This window comes from Bacillus sp. FSL K6-4563 (genome assembly GCF_038630405.1).
GTDB lineage: Bacteria > Bacillota > Bacilli > Bacillales > Bacillaceae > Bacillus > Bacillus pumilus.
Map to the genome: position 1 here is coordinate 2,463,511 of NZ_CP152030.1, position 24,328 is coordinate 2,487,838.

The following is a 24,328-nucleotide window of genomic DNA, read 5'->3' on the forward strand; positions in this document are numbered from 1 at the left end:
GCTCCGCGCCAGTGCTCGTCCTTCCTAGACTTCAAAGGTTTTCTATCACGCTGAAAAGAAGACAAAGGGCTAAAATAAAGATCATTTTAGCCCTTTGTCAACAATCTGAAAGCCGCTCTCACTGAGCGGCTTTTCTGTGTCAATCTGTTTCAACATGGATGCTATTCACATTTAATAAGTTAATGATTTCATTATTCAGCTTAAACCAATGATTGGCTTCTTCAATTTTCTTATACACATCATAGGTAGCTGGACGTTTTAGCTCGAAATCAAGCACTTCCCCATTGTTCATATGAAATGTTACCTTAAATACTTTCATCATAAGATCACCTTCCACTCTCTCTTGTTAGCTGGCCAAATAGATCGGCTCTTTTCATTCATTCTCTACTCAACTCGTTTCCCCTCCTTCTTTCCTGTCAAACACAAGAAGTTTAAATTTTGTTTAAATTCAAACAACATCTCTATCCCTCTTCTTTGCAAAGAAGTATATTATTTTAAAAAGGAGGTTTTCTTTATGAAACGGAAAAAGAAACGAACATCTCCAGAAAGACAAACAGTCGTGTTTCATTTAACAGATGCCCTCATTCCGAGTCTGGACATGATAGGGGTTGCATTAAAGGCATTTTTCCACCTCTTAAGAAAAGCCTTATCCGCGATCTGATAAAACCCCGCACAACATGCGTGCGAGGTTCTTTTTTAGGATGAATATATTTGACTTCCTTGGCTGATAAACTCCTTCGCCTTCTTCTCCATCTCTTTTTTCACTTCTTCTGATTGATTGCGAATATCATGGGAAATTTTCATGCTGCAAAACTTCGGTCCGCACATCGAGCAAAAATGGGCAGTCTTAGCGCCTTCAGCAGGCAATGTTTCATCATGGAACGCCATCGCTCTTTCTGGGTCAAGTGACAGGTTGAATTGGTCCCGCCATCTAAATTCAAACCTTGCTTTCGATAAAGCATCATCGCGCTTTTGAGCAGCAGGATGTCCTTTTGCTAGATCAGCAGCATGTGCAGCAATTTTATAGGCAATCACACCTTCTCTTACATCTTCTTTGTTCGGCAGACCTAAATGCTCTTTTGGCGTCACATAGCATAGCATCGCTGTCCCATACCAGCCGATCATAGCTGCGCCGATAGCAGATGTAATATGATCATATCCCGGAGCAATATCTGTTGTAAGAGGTCCTAATGTATAAAATGGTGCCTCTTTGCAAATCTCCATTTGTTTGTCTACATTCTCTTTGATTTTATCCATCGGAACATGTCCAGGCCCTTCAATCATCACCTGTACATCATGTTTCCAAGCGATCTCTGTCAATTCACCTAACGTTTCCAGCTCTGCAAACTGCGCTTCATCATTGGCATCAGCAATCGAGCCTGGTCTGAGTCCGTCTCCAAGTGAAAAAGCAATATCATACGTTTTCATAATCTCACAAATGTCTTCGAAGTGGGTATAAAGGAAATTTTCTTGATGATGGGCAAGACACCATCTTGCCATAATGGCACCGCCTCTTGAAACAATTCCGGTCACCCGATCGACTGTCAGCGGAATATACCTTAATCGCACGCCCGCATGAATCGTGAAGTAGTCTACTCCTTGCTCTGCTTGTTCAATTAACGTGTCTCTGTACACTTCCCACGTCAAATCTTCTGCCACGCCATTCACTTTTTCAAGCGCCTGATAAATGGGAACGGTGCCTACTGGGACTGGGCAATTGCGTATGATCCATTCTCTCGTTGTATGAATGTCCTTTCCTGTAGACAGATCCATCATAGTGTCTGCACCCCATCTGATGGCCCATGTCATCTTTTCTACCTCTTCATCAATGGATGATGTCACAGCTGAATTACCAATGTTCGCATTGATTTTGACATGAAAATTCCTTCCGATAATCATCGGTTCACTTTCAGGATGGTTAATATTCGCTGGAATGACCGCTCTTCCGCTGGCTACTTCCTCTCTCACGAACTCAGGGCTTAGCTCTTCTCTTAACGCGATGAACTCCATTTCAGGCGTTACAATACCTTTTTTTGCATAATGCATTTGCGTCACACAGGCACCTTGTTTTGCGCGAAGCGGCTCATGATGAAAATCAGTAAGAACATGCTGATGTGACGATTTCTCTTTGGAGCGATATCCGTTATCTTCAGGTTTTACATGACGTCCTTCATAGCTTTCTGTATCCCCTCTTTCTTCGATCCATGCCGCTCTCAGACGATGAAGCCCCTTTGTAACATCGATATGGGCACGCTCATCGGTGTAAGGTCCACTCGTATCGTACACACGAATCGGTTCATTTTGAATGTTTCCTGCCTGCGTCACCGTTTGTGAGAGGGCAATCTCTCTTTTTGGCACTAAAATGTCAGGTCTTGACCCTTTCTCATACACCTTTCGGCTGCCATCAAAGCTTGATAATAACGATTGAGTTGTTAGGGTATTTTTCTTTTCTTTCATTTGCTGTTCTCTCCTTCTCTTCTTGTCACAGGACAGGACGGAATCAGCACCAGCAAAAAAACCAGGCTCTATGAACAGAACCTGGTTTCGTCGTTAGAAATAAACATGAATCTCATTTATAAGACACATGTATCATCTTCAACTTCCCCACGCTGGTACGAGCCAGATCAGGTCCAAAGGGTTAAGAAGCATACACTTCTCTCTCAGCCCAGCCGCGGGCACCCCTAGTCACATTTATTCATTTCCACAACAGTGTAGCATAGAGATGCCATGAAAAAAAGGAGTTTTAGGAAAATAGTTCCTTTTCACTACAAAAGAGATAAAGCCAGCTTGATATACACCTTTATATACATCATCCTCCTCAAACATTTAGATAAAATCTGAAATAATCATTGATCCTTTTCTCCTATTATGTATAATTAATCTAAACGGAGAATTTTTATACAGACTTTTTTAAAGGAAGTTCTAGTCGATTGCAAACATTTCTCACATTTATCGTCATAGGATTCTCAATCGCTCTACCAGTTGGAGCGATCACGGTTGAAATGACTAAACAAGGATTAAAAAACGGCTTCTTTCATGGTTTAACTGTAGGAGCAGGCGGCATGACCATTGATCTCTTACTAATCTTGGCTTTGTATGCTGGATTTGCTCAGTTTTTATCACTGCCATTTGTCCAAATCCCGCTCTGGCTGATCGGAGCTATCTTCTTAATGATGCTCGCATACGATTCCATTAAACATGCGGATCAAGACATCCATTTAGCTGGCGAAAAAGTCAATAAATCTTTCGCAAAAACGTACAGAAACGGCTTGCTTGTCGCGGTGTCTCCTGGAAACCTTGTGTTCTGGGTTTCTGTATTTGGAGCTGTACTGGCAGATGCATATACAAAAACAGATTCATCTGAATTTATACTGGCATCAGGCGGTATTTTGGCAGGGATTCTCCTTCATGACATCGGTCTTCTCACCCTTGTATCCTTAACAAGAAAAGTGATGAATCGAACGATGATCAAATGGACATCCATTATTGCTGGTATTTTATTACTTGGATTTGGCTGTTATTTCTTTTACGAATTCTATATAGGCATTAAGGTTTATTTTTAAGAAAAGGCTAAAGTTCTTGAGGAACTTTAGCCTTTTTTATGCTTCAACTTATCGAGTCATGCCTGTTTGACCTGTTTCAAATTGTGTTCTTCTCATATCTCTAAAGCGTGTGAAAGCTCCCTCGTCTTTAATGACTTGGACAGCTCTTCCATCCGCATAACGAGTCGCTGCTTCTTCCACTTGTGATACGCCCTCTGACGTCAGACGTCCATCTGATTTAATGGCAATATACACATTTTCATCTGTTACCATCACCTGTGAGTCTGCAACGTGGTTCATTTTATTGACGCGATTGGCAATTTTTCTTGAACGCTGCACATTCTCTTGTTTATCGTAGCCAGAGAACGACATTTGGTTATGATAGTTCATATCTCCATGACTGTAGCGTCCATCACCACCTGCGAGAGGCGTTCGATCATCTGCTTGAGGGCGGGTGCGATAATCAACATTCGTTGTATTCCCACCGTTCATTCCCTCCATGAGTTCAGAAACTGGCCCTTGATGATCTTGGTTATTGTCATCCGCACGGTTATTCGAATGATATCCGACTGGCTGACCTGATTGATTATGACGTGTATCTACACCTGCATTGTCATTTGTACCACATGCCGTTAACCCAATAGGAAGAAGCACTAATGCGATCGTTTTTTGCCATTTTTGTCTCAAACGAAAAACCCCCTGTACAAATTCAATCTCATGAGCGCGAAACAGGCTCTGTTTTAGCATGTACAGTTTGGGGAAAAATCAAGCTGTCAGTTATAAACAAAAAAAGGAACGATTGAGATCGTTCCCTCCAGTTTGCTAAAATGATCTTTATTTTAGCCCTTTTTCTTCTTTTCAGCGTGATAGAAAACCTTTGCAGTCTAGGAAGGGTGAGCACAGGAGCGGAGCGAATTTGACATTCGTGAGCACCGGAGCACAGCCCTGACAAAGAATGCGAGGGTTTGTCTACACGCTGAAAGGAACGATTGAGATCGCTCCTTCTGTTATTACTCTTCTTCGTCTTCCTCTGGTCTTGCAAAAACAGATTGACCTGGATATGGCTGCATATAAGGCTGAGCTGGATAAGCCCCCATTTGGCCATAAGGTACAGGATTCGGGTAATGTCCTGGCCATGGCTGATGCTGCTTCATGCCATCATCACATCCGCAGTCTTCCTTGCCATAAGCTTCATTTGAAACATTTGGATAAAAGCCTTGATTCACGTTCGCATTGACATTGGCGTTGGCATTGGCATTTGGATGCATATGGTGGTGCCAGTGATGCCCATCGTTTGCATGATGTTCATAATGTTCTCCGTAATAAGCTGGCGCTTGATACGCAGGATAATACGGCTGCGCTGGGTATGGATATGGCATCATGTGATGGTGATAATATGGCTGGACAGGATAGCAAAGACCTGACCCTGGTAAAATTGGCGATGCTGGCACCATTTGCTGCGGATATGGATACATTGCCGGCATGTAATGACCATGACCATAATAAGGATCATATGCGTCATGATGCTGGTGATGGTGATGATGTTCCTTATTCTCAGCCATTCCCCCTACCGCTGCGCCTCCTACATTCGGCATTTGCGGGAAATTAGGAAGGTTTGGGTAATTGCTGTGCTCCATATCTTTTCCCTCCTCCTTTTGATGCGGAATATGAATAAACGGATCATACCCCTTTGCCACTTCATCTTTTAAATGACCTTTATTTTCATGATGGAAATGGTCCTTGTTGTCTTTATGCTCCTTATTCTCATGATGGAAATGGTCCTTGTTGTCTTTATGCTCCTTATTCTCATAATGAACATGATCTTTATGATCCTTTTTGTCATGAACATGATCTTTCTTTTCATGAACGTGATCTTTTTTCTCATGATGTTCTTTTTTGGGAGGAGGCGTGAATGGCTGGTACAGATTGGTCTGATAATAATTCACATCGACTTGTGGAAAAGCTGGCTGCTCGATCTTTGGCACTGGCGGTACATAAGGTACAGGTTCGTTTGGCTTTTCTTTCGGCTTCGTATCTTGCACTTGCACGACATCTTTTGGCTTTTCTTTCACATACGGATGTTCTTTCGGCTTTGGCATTTCTTTTGCTTTCTGATGATCTGTTTTTACAGGAACACCACTAGATGGAATCTTGATCTTCATACCCGGCATGATCAAATCTGGGTTACTGAGCTGTGAATTTAGTTTTTTCAATTCTTGAAAGTCGACTCCGTATTTCTTTGAAATTTTCCAAAGGGAGTCTCCTTTTTGCACAATATGAATTTTCAACGTTTTCCCCTCCTATGCAAAACGTGAACGTAACGGTTATGTCAGAAGTACAATATGTTTCACCATAAATTTATGCCTATTTACAAGCCGATATGATAAAAACTTGCTTTCTGATAGGAGGGGCTGATTCATTATTTAATGGCGAGCATTTTATTCAGTGCAAGTAAAGCGTCTTTTGTCGTGTCTTCATTGACTTGAATCAAACCGACCGGATCACCTTTCTCTATGCTTTCTAGTGACCATAACAAATGAGGGAGATCGATCCGATTCATCGTCAAACATGGACACATATCCGGATTGAGGGATTCGATTTGTTTATCTGGATGCTGATCTATGATCCGCTTGACCAAATTCATCTCTGTTCCAATCGCCCACTTGCTTCCTGCTGGTGCTTCCTTGATCGTATCAATAATAAATTTCGTTGAACCGGCAAGATCAGAAGCCGTGACGACTTCATGCGTGCACTCTGGATGGACAAGAATTTGAATGTCACGGTCTCTTTTTCTCGTTTCTTCAATATTCCGCACCGTAAATTTCTCATGGACAGAGCAATGGCCTTTCCATAAAATCATCTTGATGCGGGAAAGCGGCTGATCGGTGATGAGCCTTTCTTCTATTTGATCCCAGACAGCCATTTCTTCAAGTGAAATGCCTAAATCAAAGGCCGTATTACGCCCTAAATGCTGATCAGGGAGAAACAGAATGCGCTCTTTTTGTGTGAGCGCCCACTCCAGCACTTTTTTAGCGTTTGATGATGTCACAGTGGCCCCGCCATGCTTTCCGACAAATGCTTTAATATCAGCTGTTGAGTTGACATACGTAAGGGGAAGAATTGTCTCCCCAAACAGACCAGTGAGCTGCTCCCATGCTCTATCCGTTTGTTTCATGTTTGCCATATCTGCCATTGAACAGCCTGCTCTCATATCTGGCAATAGAACCTTTTGATTCTTATTTGACAGCATGTCTGCTGTTTCAGCCATGAAGTGAACACCGCAGAACACAATGTACTCCGCTTCCTTGTTGTCCGCGGCTATTTGTGCGAGCTGCAATGAATCTCCTGTTGCATCTGCAAATTGGATGACTTCATCCTTTTGATAATGATGCCCTGGTATAAAAAGCTTTGATCCAAAGGCTCGTTTAATGTCTAACACACGCTGCTTCATCTCATCAACAGAGCGGTGTTTATAGTCTTCTGGCATCATGGCTGCATGTTGATTCGCAAGTACATCAAGCAGTGACATGAGTTGTTCCCCCTTTATGACTGAATTCCATATTCATACTAAAATCAAATGCTGGGGCAGAATGTGTCAGAAAACCAAGTGAAATAAGATCGACACCTGTCCCTCTGTAACTTGGCAATGTCTCTAGTGTGATGCCTCCTGAAGCCTCGGTCAGAATTGTCTCAGGCGTCATTTGTTTAAAACGTTTGACTTCGTCCGGAGAGCAGTTGTCAAACATGATGACATCGGCCTTTGCATCTATGGCTTCCTTTAGCTGCGTTTCTGATTCAATTTCCACTTCAATTTTCACCATATGACCGGCATATGCTCTTGCTTTCTCTACTGCTTCATGAATAGAGCCGCATGCAGCGATATGATTATCTTTAATCATTACCCCATCTGATAAGCCGAAGCGATGATTCTTTCCCCCACCTGTCTTCACAGCGTATTTCTCTAACATACGCAAGCCGGGCGTCGTTTTTCTCGTATCACAAATCGTAATCGACGGGTCCGCTAATCGCTGCACTGCTTCATGTGTTAAAGTGGCGATACCTGTCATGCGCTGCAATACATTTAAAATGACCCGTTCTCCTTTTAATAAGTCGCTGACTGGTCCCTTTATTTTCGCCAGCACTGCCCCTGAATGAATCCAATCACCTTCTTTAAAGAACAACTCAGTCTGAATCTGTTCATTCAGCAGGCGGTACCCTATGTCAATGACTTGAGAACCTGCCAATACACCCGATTGTTTTGCGATGATATAGGCTGTTCCTTTCTTTTCTCCAAAAATGCCATCAGCTGATACATCTCCAAAACCAATATCTTCTGTGAAAAAATGAGTCAGCATTTGTTTTAACTGTAAACGTTCCATTTGGCACCGATCCTTTCATTTTTCATCATGTGAATGTGGCCTTTTTCATGGACAATTTGCACGCCCCGCCATAATGCATCATTCCGATTTGGATAATCCAATCGATAATGACCGCCTCTACTTTCTGTACGAAGTAATGCAGACTTCACAAGGCAAATCGCTAATGCCCATTGATTGCTTAATTCGATCTGTTCACTTGTGATATTCTTCACATTCATTTGCTGATAAGGGACTTGCTGTAATGTTTGAAGCAAGGTCTTTAGCCCTTTTTCTTCTCTTACAATTGCGGCATATGTCGTCATCCATTGTCTCAACTGATCCTCTGAAATCTCTGGGACGGACCATACTTCTTGAATAGAGAAAGAAGGGATTGTTTTTTTCTGTTTAGCTATTTGTTCAATTCTCCGTGCCGCTTTGTTTCCTAAAACGAGACCTTCCAAGAGAGAATTACTCGCCAATCGGTTCGCTCCGTGTAAGCCTGTACAGGCCGCTTCTCCGATAGCAAAAAGAGATGGAACCGTCGTTTCTCCATATTCATTCACGCAGATTCCGCCCATTAAAAAATGCATACCAGGGGAAACTGGGAGCCTGCCGCTTGCCATATCGACACCTACCCGCTCACACATTGCAGCAATGGCTGGAAAACGAACTGAGAAATGTGGAATTTCGCTGATATTGAGATACAGCTCATGACCTAATTGCTGCTCATGAAAAATAGCTCTAGCAACAATATCTCTAGGCGCTAAATCAGCTTGTGGGTGAATGCCTTTCATGATCCTCCTGCGTGTTTCATCTTCTAAATAGGCTCCCTCTCCTCGGACTGCCTCTGAAACGAGACCGACTGCTTTTCCAGCGATCGTCAAGAGGGTGGGATGGAATTGAACAAATTCGAGATCAGCTAATTGTGCTCCGGCTCGATAAGCCATCATCAGTCCGTCTCCTGTTACAGAAGGGTCATTTGTGTTTGTTTCATATAGGGAGCCGCAGCCGCCCGTGGATAAAACAACGGCATCTGCGGTCATGGTATGTACGCGATCTTTCTCATCTTTCCAGACCACTCCTATGCAGGTTCCTTCGTGAACGAGCAGATCAACGACATGGGAATTTTCATATAAATGAATATGTGAGCCAAGCTGATTTTTTAAATACTGCACGAGGGTTTTGCCTGTTTGGTCTCCTCCTGCATGCAAAATGCGATGAGTCGTATGCGCCCCCTCTTTACCTAATTGCGGCACGCCCGTCTCCGTTTGATCAAATGGACAGCCTTCTTCTACGAGCTGCTCCACCATATGCTTTCCAAGACGTACGATCTCTTGTACCGCCCTTTCATCATTGTGATCACAGCCGGCAGCTAATGTGTCTTGTACATGCTGATGAACAGAATCCTGTGCTGAAAAGGCAGCTGCGATTCCTCCTTGTGCAAGCATGGAATTACTAGAGGAAAATTGTTTTTTTGTCATCATGATGACTTCGCAGCTTTCTGAAATGGTTTTTGCAAAGGAAAGCGCTGCAATGCCTGATCCCACCACAATGATTTTTTTGATTGATGACACCATCGCCCCTCCTGTCATTTACACCTGTCTTGACACATATCATTACACAACACTACAATAAATACAAGAAAAAATTTTCTTATAGGAGATGGATGGATTGGTTTATTTAGATTACGCAGCTTCTACACCTGTTTCGGAGGAGGCACTGCATGTTTTTCAGCAGCTAAGTAAAGATTGCTACGGGAATGCAAGCAGTCTACATGATGCAGGCGGAAGAGCAAATGACATACTGACTTACAGCAGACAATCAATCGCTGCCATTCTTGAGGGCGAACCAGAGGGCATCTACTTTACAAACGGCGGAACGGAATCCAATCTTCTTGCGATTCAATCGATGGCAAATGGTCTGCCAGCAGACAGGCAGCATGTCATCACAACTTCTGTAGAGCATCCTTCTGTTCATCATGCGGTTAAAAGCTTAGAGCGTCTTGGCGCGAAGGTTACGATCATTGAACCGAATCAAGATGGGATCATCACTCAGGACATTCTCAAAGATGCATTATTGCCTGAAACAGGATTAGTATCTATCCAGCATGCTAATTCAGAAACAGGGATTATCCAGCCGCTCGCTGAATTAGCACCCATTTTAAAAGAAAGGCACATTCTTTTTCATACAGATGCCGTGCAAACATTCGGAAAGGTTCGTGTGTCCATCAAGGAGCTTGGGGTTGATGCCGTATCCATCTCTAGCCATAAAGTGTATGCACCTAAGGGCGCTGGTGCTGTCTATATGGGCGCTCACGTTCCTTGGAAGCCTTTATATTCAAGTGCAGTTCAGGAAAATGGCTTCCGCCCTGGAACAGTGAACGTTCCATGCATCGGTGCTTTTGCTGCTGCGAGCGAACAATTGATACTTAAGCTAGATGAGCAAAAACGGCAAAATGAGCAGCTTCGTGATTATTTTCTTCAGCAGCTGAAAATGAGACAGCTTCCTGTTCGTACACTTCAGAACAATGGCAATCGCCTTATGTTGCCTCATATTATTGGTTGTTTTTTTGAAGGGTTTGAAGGACAATATGTAATGTTAGCATGTAACCGGCATGGGATTTGTATATCGACTGGAAGCGCATGTGCTTCTGGTTATCATCATCCCTCCCCGGCTGTGAAGGCATTGCACGTATCAGACCGTGATGCTCTTCAATTCATTCGACTATCATTTGGATCGAAGTCGTCAAAAGAGGACATCGATCAGCTTTTGCATACATTTGAACAATTGCAAAAGGAGAAGAAAGGAGCATAAGACGTGGAGCAAGAGAGGAAACTCATTGGCGAAGAGAGAAGAAACGCCATTTTAGAGTGGCTGAAAGAAACAGATTCACCGCTCACCGGGAGCTTTTTGGCTAAAAAGGCAGCTGTCTCTCGACAAGTCATTGTACAAGATATCTCACTATTGAAAGCAAAAAACGAACCCATTATTGCCACAAGTCAAGGCTATGTGTATATGGCATCTCAGCATGCGCCAGAAAGAGAAATTGAACAAATCATCGCCTGCAAGCATGATCCTGTTCGTACAGAAGAGGAACTGACCTTAATTGTAGATTTTGGGGTGACGGTAAAAGATGTGATTATAGAGCACCCTGTTTACGGTGAACTAACGGCCTCGATTCGCGTCAGCACTCGCAAGCAAGTAGCTGATTTCGTTCATCATATTTCTAACACGGGCGCCTCCTACTTGTCAGAACTAACAGACGGTGTGCATTTACATACACTCACTTCTTACAGTCAAAAGCAGCTTGACCAAGCCATCCAAGCGCTCGATGATGCTGGCTTTTTAATTAAAGATTAAAAAAATAGTGTCCTGCAAGGGACACTATTTTTCATTCGTTAGTTCATATGTTTGGTAGCTGCCGAGCAATTTGACTTCACAGCCAATTGCTTCTAATTCCTGAATCGCACCAGGGACAAGGACATCATCCATTTCTTTTTCTATATCTATAATAAATAAATAGTGTCCAAGACCAGTTTTTGTTGGACGAGATTCAATTTTTGACAAGTTGAGATTTCGCCAAGAAAAGGCAGATAACACGCGGTGCAATGCACCTGATTGGTCATCCTTTGGCAGACTGACGACAATGGTCGTTTTTGGCTTCGATGAGAACCCTGCATTCATTGGGAACGATGCTTTAGGATCTTTATGTAAAATAACAAAGCGTGTATGATTGTGCGGATAATCATGAATGTCTTTTTTTGCAATCGTTAAACCATACGTTTGTGCGGCAATTTCATTCGCAATGGCCCCAGCAGCCTCATCCGGATGCTCACTGATATATTTCGCTGCATAACCTGTTGATTCAACTGGACGATGCGGAATATCTGGGTACTGCTTTTTCAGAAATTGATGACACTGGGCAATCGCGTGCGGATGTGATTGGATCACATCTAATGTCTCCCAGCTTTCCGCTCTTGATGGGTGGACAAGCAAATGCTGCCGAATCGGTGCTGTCATTTCACCAACAATGGACAGCGCTTCTTCATGAATTAAATAATCAATCGTTAAGTTTACAGATCCTTCGAGTGCATTTTCAAGTGGAACGACCGCCAAATCGACTTCGCCTTTTGACACAGCATCCATACATTGCGGAATCGTTGCATAGGCACGCTGCATTGCATCTGCTGGAAAGCAAGAGCATACGGCCAAATGAGTAAATGTTGCCTCTGGTCCAAAATAACCTACAGTTAATTGCTTCATCTGCTATGATCTCTCCTTTTACGCCCCAGAACCTAGAATTTCAACTTTTTCGACAAATTCAAGTTTTCTTAATTGATTCATGACTGTATTGATATCATCTGCCATACCAGCCGTGCTAATGGATAGCGTGACATTCGCTCTTCCTTGCAGCGGAATCGTTTGGTGAATGGATAACACATTACAGCCAGAGTCAGCCACAATTTGAAGCAGTCTTGACAAAGCCCCAGACCGATCCTCAAGGTGGAAAAACAATGTGATGATCTGCTCTTTCACCATCGTATAAAATGGAAAAACAGCATCTCTGTATTTATAAAAAGCACTGCGGCTTAAATCCGCTTGTTGAACAGCATCGGCAACTGAATCCGCTTTTTTGCGATCGAGAAGCTTTTTGACTTCAAGCGTTTTTCGCATCGCATCTGGAAGGACATCCTCTCTTACTAAATAGAACGTTTCTTCTTTCACCTGTTTTCTCCCCTTTTAAAAACGGGAGAGCCCATGGACTGGACCCTCCTTTTGATCAATCAATAAATTCAAATTCAAATTCAAGCAGACGAATGATGTCGCCGTCTTGTGCACCACGCTCACGCAAGGCATCATCGACACCCATTCCGCGCAATTGTCTAGAGAATCGTTTCACGGACTCATCTCTTGAGAAATCTGTCATCTTAAACAGTCGCTCAAGTGCTTTACCCGTTATGACAAATGTACCGTCAGGATCTCTTGTGATCTCAAATGGTGCATCTCCCTCATCAAACCTGTACATTACGCGGTTATCAGACAGTTCCTCTTCATTATAAAGCGGGAATTCCGGTGTTGTTTCAAGCTGATTGGCGATTTCAAATAAAAGCTCACGAAGCCCTTCTCTTGTGATCGCACTAATTGGGAACACTTTATAGTCATCCGTTAATTTTTCTTTAAATGCCGCTAGATTGTCAGCAGCATCTGGCATGTCCATTTTGTTCGCTACAATGATTTGTGGACGCTCAGTCAATCTCATATTGTATTGCTCAAGCTCTTCATTAATCGTCACATAATCTTCGTACGGGTCACGTCCTTCAAGTGCTGACATATCAATGACATGGACAATGACACGTGTCCGCTCAATGTGGCGTAAAAATTGATGACCTAAGCCAACACCTTCGTGCGCGCCTTCGATCAGTCCTGGCAGATCCGCCATGACGAAGCTTCGGTTATCATCTGTTTCGACAACTCCTAGGTTCGGCACAAGCGTTGTGAAATGATAATCCGCAATTTTCGGTTTCGCAGAAGAGACAATTGAAAGCAGTGTCGATTTCCCGACACTTGGGAAACCAACAAGTCCAACATCTGCAAGTACTTTTAATTCTAAGATGACGTCACGCTCTTTACCTGGCTCGCCATTTTCAGAAAGCTGTGGTGCAGGGTTTGCCGGTGTTGCGAAACGTGAATTTCCACGTCCGCCTCGTCCGCCTTTTGCAATGACTGCCCGCTGTCCATGCTCTGTTAAGTCTGCGAGTACCTGTTCCGTCTCTGCATCCGTCACAACCGTACCGGGCGGAACTTTGACAACCATTTCTTCCGCATTTCGGCCGTGCTGGTTTTTACTCATTCCGTGCTCGCCGCGATCCGCCTTAAAATGGCGCTTATAACGAAAGTCCATCAATGTTCTGAGTCCTTCGTCTACTTCAAATACAACATCTGCACCATTTCCACCATCGCCGCCAGCCGGCCCGCCTTTTGGCACATATTTTTCACGACGAAACGCCACCATACCGTTTCCGCCGTCACCGCCTTTAACATACACTTTAACCTGATCTACAAACATAACTTCCTCCGTTTCTCTGCATCACATATCTCATTCTTGCCTCAAACAAAGCTCGATCATGGACTCATGACTTGTCACATGAAATTGAACTACACTCATACATGGATAGTTTGCGTCATGAAACGCATTTAACGCATCCAAACTTGTTAATTTTCCTTTGAAATCAAAATATAAGATCACATCATTCTCTTCATGATCTGTTTGGAACGTGACCGTTAAATGATTTTCAGTTTTCTGGCAAACTGATTGATCGAATATCGAAAACAACTCCTGTGATACCGTTAGCAGCTGCGATTCATATGCTGATAAGTCTCGGGTTTCACCAAGCACTTCGTATTCTAAGGTGATAAAATGCGACTCCCAATTAAATGTTAGAAAGTAATAGGCCAATTGGGGAATTTTTAAATTTGAGAGTTTGGATTCATGCTGTGCTTCAATGACCATTTCTTCTATAATTTCAAACACACGGTCATATTTTTCTAATGTCAAGTTGCCCTTGATCAGCTGCAATTTATTCATCCAGTCATGTCTTGAACGACTGAGCAGATAGATCAATTCATTTGTTAATGCAACGTGAGTTAATTTTTCGTTTTGTTTACTTGATATCTCTTCCATTATCGCACTCCCAATCGTTTGGTCTCTCTTTTAGGAGTCTTATCATCAATATGTCTCCCTGAATTATAACAGAGAAGACAGCATAGAAAAACACTAGTTATGTGAGGAAAGGTTGTTTTTTCTGATCTATAGGAGAAAATGAGGCAAAGTCAGCAAACGTTCTTTGATATTGATGGAGTGCATCTCTTTTTCATCTTCGATACTACTTGTAAAAAGTGAAAAAAACTCCAGTCAATGACCGGAGTTTTTAGCAATTATTGTGCCGCAGGATATACGCTCACTTTTTTACGGTCACGACCGAAACGTTCGAATTTAACTGTTCCGTCGATTTTAGCGAAAAGAGTGTCGTCGCCTCCGCGTCCAACGTTTTCACCTGGATAGATTTTCGTTCCACGTTGACGATAAAGGATAGAACCACCAGTTACGAATTGACCATCAGCACGTTTAGCGCCTAAACGTTTAGACTCAGAGTCACGTCCGTTCTTTGTAGAACCTACCCCTTTTTTAGATGCGAAAAATTGAAGATCTAATCTAAGCATGAAGTTCACCTCCTATTTTTTTGTAGATATTCTCACATAATCGTGATAATCTCGTTCGATTGTTTCTAAGGAAACGACCATGCCTTCTAAAAGCAGCTGGGCTTTTTCAAAAGATACTGGATCTGTATCAGCCGGCAATTCAAAAGAGAAATAGCCGCCTTCCTCGCCAATATCAAGCAGAGGGTCCAATCCTGTCAGTGCAATAATTGAATTGACTGAGCCGAAAACAACAGCAGATACTCCTGCACAAACGAGATCCTGACCTTTTTCAGCAAACTCGGCATGTCCAGTCATCTGAAAAGACGTAATGCTTTCATCTGCTGCCGACCGAGTAATGGTTGCTTTGATCATATCACTCACACGCCTTAAGCGTTGATTTTTTCGATAACAACTTTAGTGTAAGGTTGACGATGACCTTGTTTCTTGTGGTTGTTTTTCTTCGGTTTGTACTTGAACACAGTAATTTTCTTACCGCGACCTTGTTTTTCAACTTTAGCCGTTACTGTTGCTCCAGCAACTGAAGGGTTACCCACTTTGACAGTGTCTCCGCCGACAAACAATACGTTTTCAAAAGTTACTGTTTCACCTGCTTCAGCAGCTAGTTTTTCAACATAAACAGTTTGACCTTCTTCAACTTTTACTTGTTTACCACCAGTTTCGATAATTGCGTACATCTCTGCACCTCCTAATAAACTCAGACTCGCCGAATACAGGGGGCCTTAGGCTCTTTACACCTGCTTCGCGCGGTTGTAGCACGGGTGCTACATATCCATAACATTAAAAAATATATCAAATTAGACGCAGAATGTCAACGTATTTTCATCACTAGTACGGCAAAAGAAGCTCTTCCATGGAGGAGGTAGTTCTTCGATCTGAAAAATATGCATGAAGCAGTTCATTTTCGTCAAGCTGGCTCATTTTCACGCCATCTCTTTCAATAATAATCGGATGCTTACAGCCTCTTTGGAATCGCGCCATGACTTCATATACTTTTTCCTCAGCGCTCGCTCTCAGCGGAATCAGCTTTTCTACCTTTTGCTCTTTTTTACCGTAATAACGTTCTAGTAAAAAACGAACCCTGACATAATGCCGCTGCCGGTACTCCATCACGAGTGAATAGGCTAAAAAGGTGAGCAGCACCCAGCCGTTGAATTGAAGCGGCGCAAACAAAAGTAATCCGCCTGTCAACAGACTAAAAAAGACAAGGGAGCCTTTTATGGCAAGGGCATGTGCACGTTGGAAAGGGTAATATGCTGATAAGAGCAAAAAGAATAATTTCCCGCCATCTAGCGGCCAAATCGGCAAAAGATTCACAAGGAAAATCGCCATATTATAAAAAGTGAACATCGTAAAAATGTCGTGTGAAATAAGAGAAGCTTCCATGAAAAACCACGCCATAAGCTGGAGCGGTACATGCTGGAGCGGCCCGCATAAAATGACCGCCAGCTCTTCCTTTAGCGGGCGGTTCCCATGCTCTTCTACTTCTACCGCTCCGCCAAACGGGAGTAGAAAAATCCGCCGAATGCGCCAATGATAATAGCAAGCAGCCGCTGCATGTCCAAGCTCATGGACAAAGACGATAATGAGCAGACAAAGCAGCGGCTTGATTTGACCAGAGAGGATCGCAAACGCCATCACAATCCACAGCAGCGGATGAATGTGAATTTTCGTCAGCATGACCAGCCATCTATTCAAAGGTCATCACCTGAATAGGATCGATAAACTGTTCATTTTGCTTAATGGCAAAGTAATATGTGCCCTTTCCTTGATCATCAAGTGAGATCTGGCCAATTTTCTCACCCTTGTCGACAAAATCGTATAAGGCCACATTGGCTTCCTTTAATTGACCGTACCAGCTATAGGTGTTATCCGCATGCTGCACGACCACTGTCAGCCCTGTGTCACTTTTCTTTTTCACTTCTACTACATAGCCTTCCTTCATACTGTCAATCGCTTCAGCCGATGTTTCGATTTTGACACCTGCTCCATTTTGCGTAAAGGATTCCTGTACTTTTCCAGAAGCAGGTACGGCCAGTTCTTGGTTCGCTTGTACATCTTTTTGGTCTTCCTTTTTGTCGGTTAAAAAGGCAAGGGGGTTTCCAACTGTTTTCTCAAACCAGCGATTGGCAGCAGCAAATTGAAAATCTTGCTCAAAGGTCTGCGTAATGATCGGCTTCAGCTGCTGAAACGGCCCTGCCTGACCTTTAAATGAAATGGCTACAATCAACACAAGAGACGCAGATAATAAACATTTCAGCACAAAGGCATTGGGGTTAAATAGCGGATGCTGATATTTCTTCGGCTGATGAGACGACGATTCAAAGGAAGACGACCCTGAATGCTTTTCTTCCTCTGTCAGCATGACCCATGGAGGGATATCCTCTTTTTTCTTGAAAGTCGTCTTCTTAGATGGAGCAGCTGACTGCTTCGTTTTGCGGCGCTGCGCGATTTTCTTTCGGTACTCGTCCACACTTTTCATGAGATCACCCTTTACATACAAACAGTTTGTACATTTTATGTGGTGACCTCATCTGATATGCAACAAAAAGACCGATTCTGATCGAATCGGTCTCATTTTACCTGAATGCTTATTAAGCTCTTACACCAAAAAATGCTTTCAGCTTCGCAAACATTCCTTTGTTTTCATCTTCAAATGATTGAAGTGGAACAGATTCGCCTAGTACGCGGCGGGCGATATTACGATACGCAATCGAGACTTTATTTTTAGCATCCATGACAATCGGTTCACCATTGTTTGAAGCCTTAATCACGTCATCATCATCAGCGACAATGCCAAGAAGATCAATCGATAAGTGATGGACAACTTCATCCACATCCATTGAATCGCCACTTTTCGCCATGTGTGTACGAATACGGTTGACAATCAAACGAGGTGGTTCGATATCTTCTTGTTCTAACAAGCCGATGATACGGTCGGCATCTCTTACAGCTGAGATCTCAGGCGTCGTCACGACAATTGCCTTATCTGCACCAGATACAGCATTTTTAAAGCCTTGCTCAATTCCAGCAGGGCAATCAATGACGACATAATCAAAGTCTTGTTTCAATGATTGAATTAATTCTTTGATCTGCTCTGGTTCTACAGCCGTTTTATCGCTTGTTTGAGCAGCGGGTAAAAGATACAAAAGATCCTCGAAACGCTTATCTTTTACAAGCGCTTGGTGAATTTTACATCTTCCTTCTACTACATCGACTAGATCATAAATAATGCGGTTCTCAAGCCCCATCACGACATCTAAATTCCGAAGGCCAATATCGGTATCAACTAGACACACCTTTTTCCCTTGAATTGCTAGTGCTGTGCCTAAGTTTGCAGATGTTGTTGTTTTGCCAACGCCGCCTTTTCCTGAGGTAATCACAATAGCCTCGCCCAATTTCACATTCCTCCCTCAAGCCTTGTCAGATTAGGTCTTATATGAGCCAATTGCTGCAGGCGTTCAATGATCATGTTGCCATCTATATCTAAATAAGCACATTCCATTTCATTTCCATCTTCTTTTTGATCTGGTGCACGGTTAAACACTTGTGCGATGCGAAGCTGTGTTGGAATCATACGAGATGCCGCAATGACAGCTTGTTTATTCCCATTACATCCAGCATGTGCCACGCCTTTTAAAGCGCCGAGCACAAAAATATTTCCCCCTGCACGAATCGTTCCGCCAGGATTGACATCTCCTACTAATAAGAGATCTCCTTCAACATACAGTACCTGTCCAGAGCGCACAATTTTGGCTACAGAGGTAATTTCGGCCTCTGCTTTTAATCGTCTCGCCTCTTCAGTTGACATGACGTCACTTTCAATAGAGTGAATGACGAGATGTTCATTTTCAGAGACTGCTTCAGTCAAACGCATTTCCTGATCCTCTGTTAAATACCGAAAACCAAGCTTAATATGCACATTAACCTTATGACCTTCCCTTCCATCTGTATATTGCTCAAGTAAAAGAACCTCTCGCAAGCCAGAAAGAAGGTCATCAAACGAACAGTCATCATTTAACTGTAATGTTAATCCGTTTTTTGTACCTTTTATTGTCACATATTGCTGTTTTTGAGTTTTCAAGATGCTCACCTCAACAACATACTCATTTCGCCGTATTTGGACAAACTCCTGCTTTTATTCGTCGATCAGTCCTTGTTTCATATTGATGAAAAAGAGCCTAAGCGGCACAACAAGTATGAGAGACGCAGCAGTATTTAAAAGAATCGTTGGAATAAAGCGTTCGATGACATACGTATTAAACGGCATAATACCTGGTTGAATTGTCGCTTGAACGCCGTATACATAAAACTCCATCACGGAAACAGCAATAATCGACAGAAAGACGACCACTAACATATTTGTTTGCAAAACTTTAAAGGCTTTCGCTAGCAAATAGCAGAGCGCTCCAAAGCCAAACATATGAACACCAAGTATGCCTGTATACGAAATATCATATAAAAGTCCAAAGATAAAACCGAAAATCACACCATATTTTTGATTCACAAAAGCCGTCATAAATACAAGTGCGAGTAAGATGAAATGAGGAGCTAAAATTTGATTGTCTGAAACAAATGGGAGCTTCACTAGATCGACAAAAATACTGTCAAATACGAAGATAAACAACATGACGAAAGCAAGAAGGAAACGTCTCACGATCCTTCCTCCTTCGTCAATTCAGATGCATCTGCCGTACTTGAGCTGCGATTCACCACAATCACGCGGTCTAAATTGTTGAGTTCAGCCGCTGGTTCTACATAAATGATTTTTGTCAGGCCGTAATGATCTGGCTCGATTTCACTCACCTTACCAATCGTCAAGCCTTGAGGGAATACGCCCCCTGCTCCAGATGTTTCAACAAGATCTCCTTTTTTGACATCTCCATCTGCATCAGATTTCAGAATATTCATTGTCAGCATTTTTTTCTTACTGTCATAGCCGTTAATAATTCCGTTGAGTTCTTCTTTGCCCTTTTTCGCAAAAATTTTCGTTGAAATTCTATTATTTTGGTCAGTAGAGCTTAGCAACCTTACAGTCGAAGTAAAATTGTTGAGCTTATCACTTTCAATTTTCCCAATTAACGCACCACTCTCATTTGTGACCGCCATATCTTTGTCAACGCCTTGTTTTTTCCCTTTATCAATCATGACAAAGCTATCCCAAAGGGACGGGTTTCTAGCGATAACCGTTGATAGAATTGGCGTATAATCACGAATAGAGTTCACATAACCGAGCTGCTTGCGAAGCTTTTTGTTCTCATCTTCTAGTTCTTGAAGTTTCGCCTCATATTGGGTTTGTCCATCAAGTTTTTTTCGAAGACGTTCGTTTTCATCGTATGTGTTCTTTAAATCTTGTACGTTCCCATAAATACCGGCAATAAATTGTGATGGTTTATGAAAGACACCTTGAAAAAAGCCTGTCGTATCCCCCACTAATTTTTCCGGCCACGAAGCACCTCTGCCGCTTTTCACTGAAAAACCAATCATGGCCACCAGTACGATGACACAGACAAGGAGCAACATTAATCTTTTATTCATAAAAAACTGCGGCATGTCTTACACCTCTTTATTTACGCCCGATTATCGATTATCTTTTGATTTTCCTTTGAACAAATGAATATGCTCTAGTGCTTTTCCTGTTCCGATCGCCACACAGTCAAGCGGATCTTCAGCAATAATGACTGGCATCTTCGTTTCATCACTAATGACTTTGTCAAGATTACGAAGCAATGCACCGCCGCCAGTTAAGACGATTCCACGGTCCATAATATCTGCTGCCAGCTCAGGCGGAGTTTTTTCAAGTGTCATTTTCACCGCATCAACAATTGTTTCCACTGTATCACGAAGCGCTTTTGCAATCTCATCTGCTGTAATCGAGATTGTTTTTGGCAGACCAGTTAAAAGGTCACGGCCCCGAATATCCATTTCATCATGTACATCAGGCTGCGCAGAACCAATTTCCATTTTAATAGCTTCTGACGTACGATCACCGATCATCAGGTTATACGTTTTACGGATGTAGCTGCTGATCGCATCATCCATTTCATCTCCTGCCACGCGGATTGATTGTGATGTCACAATACCGCCAAGAGAAATAATGGCTACCTCTGTTGTACCGCCGCCAATGTCAACAACCATACTTCCTGTTGGCTCCCATACAGGCAGGTTAGCACCGATCGCCGCAGCAAATGGCTCTTCAATCGGGTATGCGTCACGTGCACCAGCTTGTCTTGTTGCATCAATAACTGCACGCTCTTCTACAGCTGTAATACCAGATGGTACACATACCATCACGTAAGGTTTACGAGCAAAAAGCCCTTTGCCTTTTAATGCTTGATTAATGTAATATTTCATCATTGTTGCTGTCGTCTCGTAATCTGCAATGACTCCGTCTTTCATTGGGCGAAGTGCCACAATATTACCAGGTGTACGGCCAATCATGTTTCTCGCGTCATTTCCAACCGCCACTATAGACTTCGTATCAGTTTCCAAAGCTACGACCGAAGGTTCTCTTACAACAATGCCTTTTCCTTTAATAAAAACAAGCGTGTTCGCTGTTCCAAGATCTATTCCAAGGTCTTTTGTACCAATTCCAAACATATGTATGTATCTTCCTTTCTTAAACCAAAATTCCCTTTAGGGAAAAACTCATAAACTCTATTATATCGTAAAACATTGAAAAAAAAAGTGTTACAAATACCCTTTTTCCTTCAAACTCACAAATTTTTGATCACCTATGACCAGATGATCAAGCAGCTGTATTCCAATCAGCTTTCCACATTCAAAAAGTCGCTGTGTAACTTCAATATCTTCCCTGCTGGGCGTCGGATCTCCAGATGGATGGTTGTGCACACATATAAATGAAGCGGCCGATCGTTTAAAGGCTTCTTTGAAAATTTCACGCGGGTGAACGATCGATGAATTCAGGCTTCCAATAAACACGGTATGTTTATGAAGAACTTGATTTTTTGTATTGAGATAAAGACAAACGAAATTTTCCTGTGTCAAAAATCTCATATCTTCCATCACAAAGTTCGCTCCGTCTTCTGGTGTGCGGATCACATAGCGGTTATCCGTCGTTTGATGGTGTAATCTAGTGCCGAGTTCTAAAGCAGCTAAAAGAGAAATCGCCTTCGCCTTTCCAACTCCTCTAATCTTCGACATTTCTTCAATTGAGGCTTCTTTTACAGAGCGAAGACCGCCAAATGTTTGCAGAAGTCTTGCAGAAATTTGGAGAACTGATTCTTTTTTCGTGCCTGTTCTTAGAAGGATCGCAACAAGTTCATGATTTGACAAACTGCTGGGCCCGTATTTGATAAATCGTTCTCTCGGTTTTTCATCATGAGGGAGATGCTTTAGCAGCATAGGGAAATCGTTCAGGATGACCACTCCTTTTAGAATTCCTTCCTGTCTTCAAAAAGGGGTGATTCCAAAGGTTTCAAGCACTCTGACTGTTTTCGCAATAGGTAGACCGACAACGGAAAAATAATCACCATCTATTTTTTGAACAAACAGTGCGCCTTTCCCTTGAATGCCATAGCTTCCCGCTTTATCAAGGGGTTCGCCCATATCGATATAGCGGTCTATTTCATTTTGAGTCAGCGTCCAAAATGTCACTTCTGTCTGTTCATAAAATGTTTCTTTTCTATTCTCTGACTGAACCGTGACACCCGTCAAGACTTGATGTGTCTTTCCTGATAATAATTGAAGCATAAAAGCCGCTTCTTTCTTATCTTTTGGTTTCCCAAGACATTTGCCGTCAATTGCAACAATTGTATCTGCACCAATGACCACAGCTTTGGGATTTAATCTTTGAATATCATTTGCTTTTTGTTCTGCCAACCATTGGACGTTCTCAGCAGGGGAAAGGTTTCGATTAATTTCTTCTTTTAAATGACTTGCTTGAATGTCATAAGAAAACCCTGCTAGATCAAGCAATTCTTTTCTTCTAGGTGATTGCGATGCGAGAATCAATTGGTTCATGTTTGTTCATCCTTTCAGGGTTTAGCCTAAGAAGTAAGATACCCATTCATCCTAGCAAATGTACATCTTACCGACAATTTACGAAAATTCATTTTTCATGTACCTTCATCATTATGTTGGATGCAAAAGAAAAAAACTAGTCATTTTTTGACTAGTTTCGTTTCTTAAAAAATGATTTTACGTATTTAATTGATCAAGCAATGCCTGCTGAGATTTCCATCCATTTTCAGCAGTTGGGTCATTTAAGAGCTGCACAGCTTTTAGCAAACTGCTTTTAGCCGGTGCATCCTCTGTTTTGGCACTTTCAAGCTCAGAAATTAGCTGCGTGACTTCCTTTTGATCCACTTCATCGCCTGCAATCACTTTGGATGATAATACAGATGCCTTTTCTATTAAACTAGTCAGCTCATTCGGCACTTGAAATGAGAGCTCCTTTCCTCCCCACGCCTCAAAGTGCTGATCAATCAATTTCTTCCCTACAGCGCTTGTCATCCCCTGCTCTGTCGCAAGCCCGGCAATGACATAATATCCATCATCCATGGAAACCTTTTTCCCAGCATATCCTGCATCTTTTAAACTGCCAACTAAGTCATCTGCTCCTTTTTCAGAAGAGAATTTCCCAGCCTGTACAACAAAGGTTGATAAACTGCCAGAGGCACTTTTTTCATCTTTGTTCTCTTTTGATTCATCTGTAGTACCTGCATTCGGCGCATCCCCACCAGCTTTCATCGATGATTGATTTCCAGAACCAGATGCCGAGACACTGATATCTCCACCTGAAGGATTTGATGTACCATCTTGACTTAAACTAAGCGCAAACACCCCAAGGCCTGTCCCAAGAACGACCGCAAACACAATCGTTGTCATCACTCTCTTGAAGGGACCGCGATTTTTACCGAACTTCTGATCAAAGGAGCTTTTTTTCTTTTGATAAGGTGTGACGACTTTTGGATCAGAATGATAAATATGATCAGCAGCATCATCCCACTGGAAATCTTCTTCTTTCGGTTTAGACGAATCTTCCTGAGAAGCCGCTGTCTCCTGTTCAGAATGTCTCTTTTCCTCCCAATTCGAAAACGTCACTTGATCCTCTTGCTGTTTTGGCGGCTGATGATCATCTTCATGCACCATTTCTTCCTTGCCATTAATATTGACCTTTAGCCCTTGTTTTTTTGCCTGCCTCTTTTTCACTGTCATTCCCCGCTTTCTGACATGTTTGTAAGAAAG

General features: G+C 42.5%; 28 protein-coding genes, 1 riboswitch and 1 other annotated feature. Of the genes, 4 read left to right on the forward strand and 24 right to left on the reverse strand.

Annotated elements, in window-relative coordinates; genetic code table 11:
• Nucleotides 1–139: 139 nt before the first annotated feature.
• Nucleotides 140–319 (reverse strand): hypothetical protein, encoded by a 180-nt coding sequence (locus tag MHH54_RS12485; protein ID WP_034620653.1) that lies wholly within the window; start codon nt 317–319, stop codon nt 140–142.
• Between the two features lie 195 nt (nt 320–514).
• Here MHH54_RS12485 and MHH54_RS12490 point away from each other — a divergent pair, with 195 nt between their 5' ends.
• Nucleotides 515–661: a hypothetical protein gene (locus tag MHH54_RS12490; protein ID WP_003216600.1), complete on the forward strand. Its 147-nt coding sequence runs from the start codon at nt 515–517 to the stop codon at nt 659–661.
• 35 nt (nt 662–696) lie between these two features.
• Here MHH54_RS12490 and thiC read toward each other — a convergent pair whose 3' ends face one another.
• Nucleotides 697–2,457 (reverse strand): phosphomethylpyrimidine synthase ThiC, encoded by a 1,761-nt coding sequence (gene thiC / locus MHH54_RS12495; protein WP_003216710.1) that lies wholly within the window; start codon nt 2,455–2,457, stop codon nt 697–699.
• Between the two features lie 127 nt (nt 2,458–2,584).
• A riboswitch (TPP riboswitch) is annotated at nt 2,585–2,693 on the reverse strand.
• Nucleotides 2,694–2,930: 237 nt separating this feature from the next.
• Here thiC and MHH54_RS12500 point away from each other — a divergent pair.
• Entirely contained in the window at nt 2,931–3,563 is a 633-nt protein-coding gene (locus MHH54_RS12500) for a LysE family transporter (protein WP_003216651.1), read from the forward strand.
• Nucleotides 3,564–3,611: 48 nt separating this feature from the next.
• Here MHH54_RS12500 and MHH54_RS12505 read toward each other — a convergent pair whose 3' ends face one another.
• The 5 genes from MHH54_RS12505 to nadB all read right to left on the reverse strand — a co-directional run bounded on the left by MHH54_RS12505 (nt 3,612) and on the right by nadB (nt 9,477).
• A complete protein-coding gene (locus MHH54_RS12505) occupies nt 3,612–4,229 on the reverse strand; it encodes a YhcN/YlaJ family sporulation lipoprotein (protein WP_003216228.1) in 618 nt (205 codons plus the stop codon).
• 323 nt (nt 4,230–4,552) lie between these two features.
• Entirely contained in the window at nt 4,553–5,830 is a 1,278-nt protein-coding gene (gene safA, locus MHH54_RS12510; RefSeq protein ID WP_268459514.1) for a SafA/ExsA family spore coat assembly protein, read from the reverse strand.
• A gap of 131 nt (nt 5,831–5,961) precedes the next feature.
• Nucleotides 5,962–7,071, reverse strand: a complete 1,110-nt coding sequence (gene nadA, locus MHH54_RS12515; RefSeq protein WP_342500298.1) for a quinolinate synthase NadA — start codon at nt 7,069–7,071, stop codon at nt 5,962–5,964.
• A complete protein-coding gene (gene nadC / locus MHH54_RS12520) occupies nt 7,058–7,921 on the reverse strand; it encodes a carboxylating nicotinate-nucleotide diphosphorylase (protein WP_342500299.1) in 864 nt (287 codons plus the stop codon). Before nadC ends, nadA begins: the two co-directional genes overlap by 14 nt.
• A complete protein-coding gene (nadB, locus tag MHH54_RS12525) occupies nt 7,903–9,477 on the reverse strand; it encodes an L-aspartate oxidase (protein ID WP_106032655.1) in 1,575 nt (524 codons plus the stop codon). Before nadB ends, nadC begins: the two co-directional genes overlap by 19 nt.
• Before the next feature lie 85 nt (nt 9,478–9,562).
• Between nadB and MHH54_RS12530 the strand changes: the two genes are divergently transcribed.
• Both MHH54_RS12530 and MHH54_RS12535 read left to right on the forward strand, forming a co-directional pair.
• Entirely contained in the window at nt 9,563–10,714 is a 1,152-nt protein-coding gene (locus tag MHH54_RS12530) for an IscS subfamily cysteine desulfurase (protein ID WP_113387189.1), read from the forward strand.
• Between the two features lie 3 nt (nt 10,715–10,717).
• Nucleotides 10,718–11,260, forward strand: coding sequence for a transcription repressor NadR (locus MHH54_RS12535; protein WP_003216377.1), 543 nt, complete (start codon nt 10,718–10,720; stop codon nt 11,258–11,260).
• A gap of 24 nt (nt 11,261–11,284) precedes the next feature.
• Here MHH54_RS12535 and pheA read toward each other — a convergent pair whose 3' ends face one another.
• The 17 genes from pheA to MHH54_RS12620 all read right to left on the reverse strand — a co-directional run bounded on the left by pheA (nt 11,285) and on the right by MHH54_RS12620 (nt 24,298).
• Nucleotides 11,285–12,163, reverse strand: a complete 879-nt coding sequence (gene pheA / locus MHH54_RS12540; protein ID WP_003216746.1) for a prephenate dehydratase — start codon at nt 12,161–12,163, stop codon at nt 11,285–11,287.
• An 18-nt stretch (nt 12,164–12,181) separates the two neighbouring features.
• A complete protein-coding gene (locus MHH54_RS12545; protein WP_003216269.1) occupies nt 12,182–12,625 on the reverse strand; it encodes an ACT domain-containing protein in 444 nt (147 codons plus the stop codon).
• 55 nt (nt 12,626–12,680) lie between these two features.
• Nucleotides 12,681–13,967: a GTPase ObgE gene (gene obgE / locus MHH54_RS12550; RefSeq protein ID WP_003216191.1), complete on the reverse strand. Its 1,287-nt coding sequence runs from the start codon at nt 13,965–13,967 to the stop codon at nt 12,681–12,683.
• A 30-nt stretch (nt 13,968–13,997) separates the two neighbouring features.
• The gene (locus MHH54_RS12555) at nt 13,998–14,582 is read right to left on the reverse strand and encodes a sporulation initiation phosphotransferase B (protein WP_003216825.1); all 585 of its coding nucleotides are present in this window, start codon (nt 14,580–14,582) and stop codon (nt 13,998–14,000) included.
• Nucleotides 14,583–14,836: 254 nt separating this feature from the next.
• Complete coding sequence (rpmA, locus tag MHH54_RS12560) at nt 14,837–15,121, reverse strand: 50S ribosomal protein L27 (RefSeq protein WP_003216586.1); 285 nt, start codon at nt 15,119–15,121, stop codon at nt 14,837–14,839.
• A 12-nt stretch (nt 15,122–15,133) separates the two neighbouring features.
• On the reverse strand, nt 15,134–15,472 hold the full coding sequence (locus tag MHH54_RS12565) for a ribosomal-processing cysteine protease Prp (RefSeq protein ID WP_003216478.1): 339 nt from the start codon (nt 15,470–15,472) through the stop codon (nt 15,134–15,136).
• A 14-nt stretch (nt 15,473–15,486) separates the two neighbouring features.
• On the reverse strand, nt 15,487–15,795 hold the full coding sequence (rplU, locus tag MHH54_RS12570; RefSeq protein WP_003216781.1) for a 50S ribosomal protein L21: 309 nt from the start codon (nt 15,793–15,795) through the stop codon (nt 15,487–15,489).
• A 12-nt stretch (nt 15,796–15,807) separates the two neighbouring features.
• Nucleotides 15,808–15,880 (reverse strand) — a sequence feature (ribosomal protein L21 leader region).
• Nucleotides 15,881–15,946: 66 nt separating this feature from the next.
• Nucleotides 15,947–16,816, reverse strand: coding sequence for a M50 family metallopeptidase (locus MHH54_RS12575; RefSeq protein ID WP_034620586.1), 870 nt, complete (start codon nt 16,814–16,816; stop codon nt 15,947–15,949).
• Complete coding sequence (locus MHH54_RS12580; protein ID WP_342500300.1) at nt 16,809–17,600, reverse strand: M23 family metallopeptidase; 792 nt, start codon at nt 17,598–17,600, stop codon at nt 16,809–16,811. The genes MHH54_RS12575 and MHH54_RS12580 overlap by 8 nt, the downstream gene beginning before the upstream one ends.
• A gap of 112 nt (nt 17,601–17,712) precedes the next feature.
• Nucleotides 17,713–18,516 carry a septum site-determining protein MinD gene (gene minD / locus MHH54_RS12585; RefSeq protein WP_003216504.1) on the reverse strand — a complete coding sequence of 268 codons (804 nt, stop codon included), beginning with the start codon at nt 18,514–18,516 and terminating at the stop codon, nt 17,713–17,715.
• Nucleotides 18,517–18,518: 2 nt separating this feature from the next.
• Nucleotides 18,519–19,202: a septum site-determining protein MinC gene (minC, locus tag MHH54_RS12590; protein WP_003216790.1), complete on the reverse strand. Its 684-nt coding sequence runs from the start codon at nt 19,200–19,202 to the stop codon at nt 18,519–18,521.
• 54 nt (nt 19,203–19,256) lie between these two features.
• Nucleotides 19,257–19,775: a rod shape-determining protein MreD gene (gene mreD / locus MHH54_RS12595; RefSeq protein ID WP_003216271.1), complete on the reverse strand. Its 519-nt coding sequence runs from the start codon at nt 19,773–19,775 to the stop codon at nt 19,257–19,259.
• A complete protein-coding gene (gene mreC / locus MHH54_RS12600) occupies nt 19,772–20,671 on the reverse strand; it encodes a rod shape-determining protein MreC (protein WP_003216396.1) in 900 nt (299 codons plus the stop codon). The genes mreD and mreC overlap by 4 nt, the downstream gene beginning before the upstream one ends.
• 27 nt (nt 20,672–20,698) lie before the next feature.
• Nucleotides 20,699–21,718, reverse strand: a complete 1,020-nt coding sequence (locus tag MHH54_RS12605; protein ID WP_003216532.1) for a rod shape-determining protein — start codon at nt 21,716–21,718, stop codon at nt 20,699–20,701.
• A 90-nt stretch (nt 21,719–21,808) separates the two neighbouring features.
• A complete protein-coding gene (radC, locus tag MHH54_RS12610; RefSeq protein ID WP_034620589.1) occupies nt 21,809–22,483 on the reverse strand; it encodes a DNA repair protein RadC in 675 nt (224 codons plus the stop codon).
• A gap of 48 nt (nt 22,484–22,531) precedes the next feature.
• Nucleotides 22,532–23,101, reverse strand: a complete 570-nt coding sequence (locus tag MHH54_RS12615) for a Maf family protein (protein ID WP_342500301.1) — start codon at nt 23,099–23,101, stop codon at nt 22,532–22,534.
• A gap of 177 nt (nt 23,102–23,278) precedes the next feature.
• On the reverse strand, nt 23,279–24,298 hold the full coding sequence (locus MHH54_RS12620) for an SPOR domain-containing protein (RefSeq protein WP_342500302.1): 1,020 nt from the start codon (nt 24,296–24,298) through the stop codon (nt 23,279–23,281).
• Between the last annotated feature and the right edge of the window lie 30 nt (nt 24,299–24,328).

What these genes read in the sequence shown, in the direction of transcription:
- MHH54_RS12485 (WP_034620653.1), bottom strand. Translation starts at nt 319, where the DNA reads ATGAAAGTATTTAAGGTAACATTTCATATGAACAATGGGGAAGTGCTT.
- MHH54_RS12490 (WP_003216600.1), top strand. Translation starts at nt 515, where the DNA reads ATGAAACGGAAAAAGAAACGAACATCTCCAGAAAGACAAACAGTCGTG.
- thiC (WP_003216710.1), bottom strand. Translation starts at nt 2,457, where the DNA reads ATGAAAGAAAAGAAAAATACCCTAACAACTCAATCGTTATTATCAAGC.
- nadA (WP_342500298.1), bottom strand. Translation starts at nt 7,071, where the DNA reads ATGTCACTGCTTGATGTACTTGCGAATCAACATGCAGCCATGATGCCA.
- nadC (WP_342500299.1), bottom strand. Translation starts at nt 7,921, where the DNA reads ATGGAACGTTTACAGTTAAAACAAATGCTGACTCATTTTTTCACAGAA.
- nadB (WP_106032655.1), bottom strand. Translation starts at nt 9,477, where the DNA reads ATGGTGTCATCAATCAAAAAAATCATTGTGGTGGGATCAGGCATTGCA.
- MHH54_RS12530 (WP_113387189.1), top strand. Translation starts at nt 9,563, where the DNA reads ATGGATGGATTGGTTTATTTAGATTACGCAGCTTCTACACCTGTTTCG.
- pheA (WP_003216746.1), bottom strand. Translation starts at nt 12,163, where the DNA reads ATGAAGCAATTAACTGTAGGTTATTTTGGACCAGAGGCAACATTTACT.
- obgE (WP_003216191.1), bottom strand. Translation starts at nt 13,967, where the DNA reads ATGTTTGTAGATCAGGTTAAAGTGTATGTTAAAGGCGGTGACGGCGGA.
- MHH54_RS12555 (WP_003216825.1), bottom strand. Translation starts at nt 14,582, where the DNA reads ATGGAAGAGATATCAAGTAAACAAAACGAAAAATTAACTCACGTTGCA.
- rpmA (WP_003216586.1), bottom strand. Translation starts at nt 15,121, where the DNA reads ATGCTTAGATTAGATCTTCAATTTTTCGCATCTAAAAAAGGGGTAGGT.
- MHH54_RS12565 (WP_003216478.1), bottom strand. Translation starts at nt 15,472, where the DNA reads ATGATCAAAGCAACCATTACTCGGTCGGCAGCAGATGAAAGCATTACG.
- rplU (WP_003216781.1), bottom strand. Translation starts at nt 15,795, where the DNA reads ATGTACGCAATTATCGAAACTGGTGGTAAACAAGTAAAAGTTGAAGAA.
- MHH54_RS12580 (WP_342500300.1), bottom strand. Translation starts at nt 17,600, where the DNA reads ATGAAAAGTGTGGACGAGTACCGAAAGAAAATCGCGCAGCGCCGCAAA.
- mreC (WP_003216396.1), bottom strand. Translation starts at nt 20,671, where the DNA reads ATGCCGCAGTTTTTTATGAATAAAAGATTAATGTTGCTCCTTGTCTGT.
- MHH54_RS12605 (WP_003216532.1), bottom strand. Translation starts at nt 21,718, where the DNA reads ATGTTTGGAATTGGTACAAAAGACCTTGGAATAGATCTTGGAACAGCG.
- radC (WP_034620589.1), bottom strand. Translation starts at nt 22,483, where the DNA reads ATGCTGCTAAAGCATCTCCCTCATGATGAAAAACCGAGAGAACGATTT.
- MHH54_RS12615 (WP_342500301.1), bottom strand. Translation starts at nt 23,101, where the DNA reads ATGAACCAATTGATTCTCGCATCGCAATCACCTAGAAGAAAAGAATTG.
- MHH54_RS12620 (WP_342500302.1), bottom strand. Translation starts at nt 24,298, where the DNA reads ATGACAGTGAAAAAGAGGCAGGCAAAAAAACAAGGGCTAAAGGTCAAT.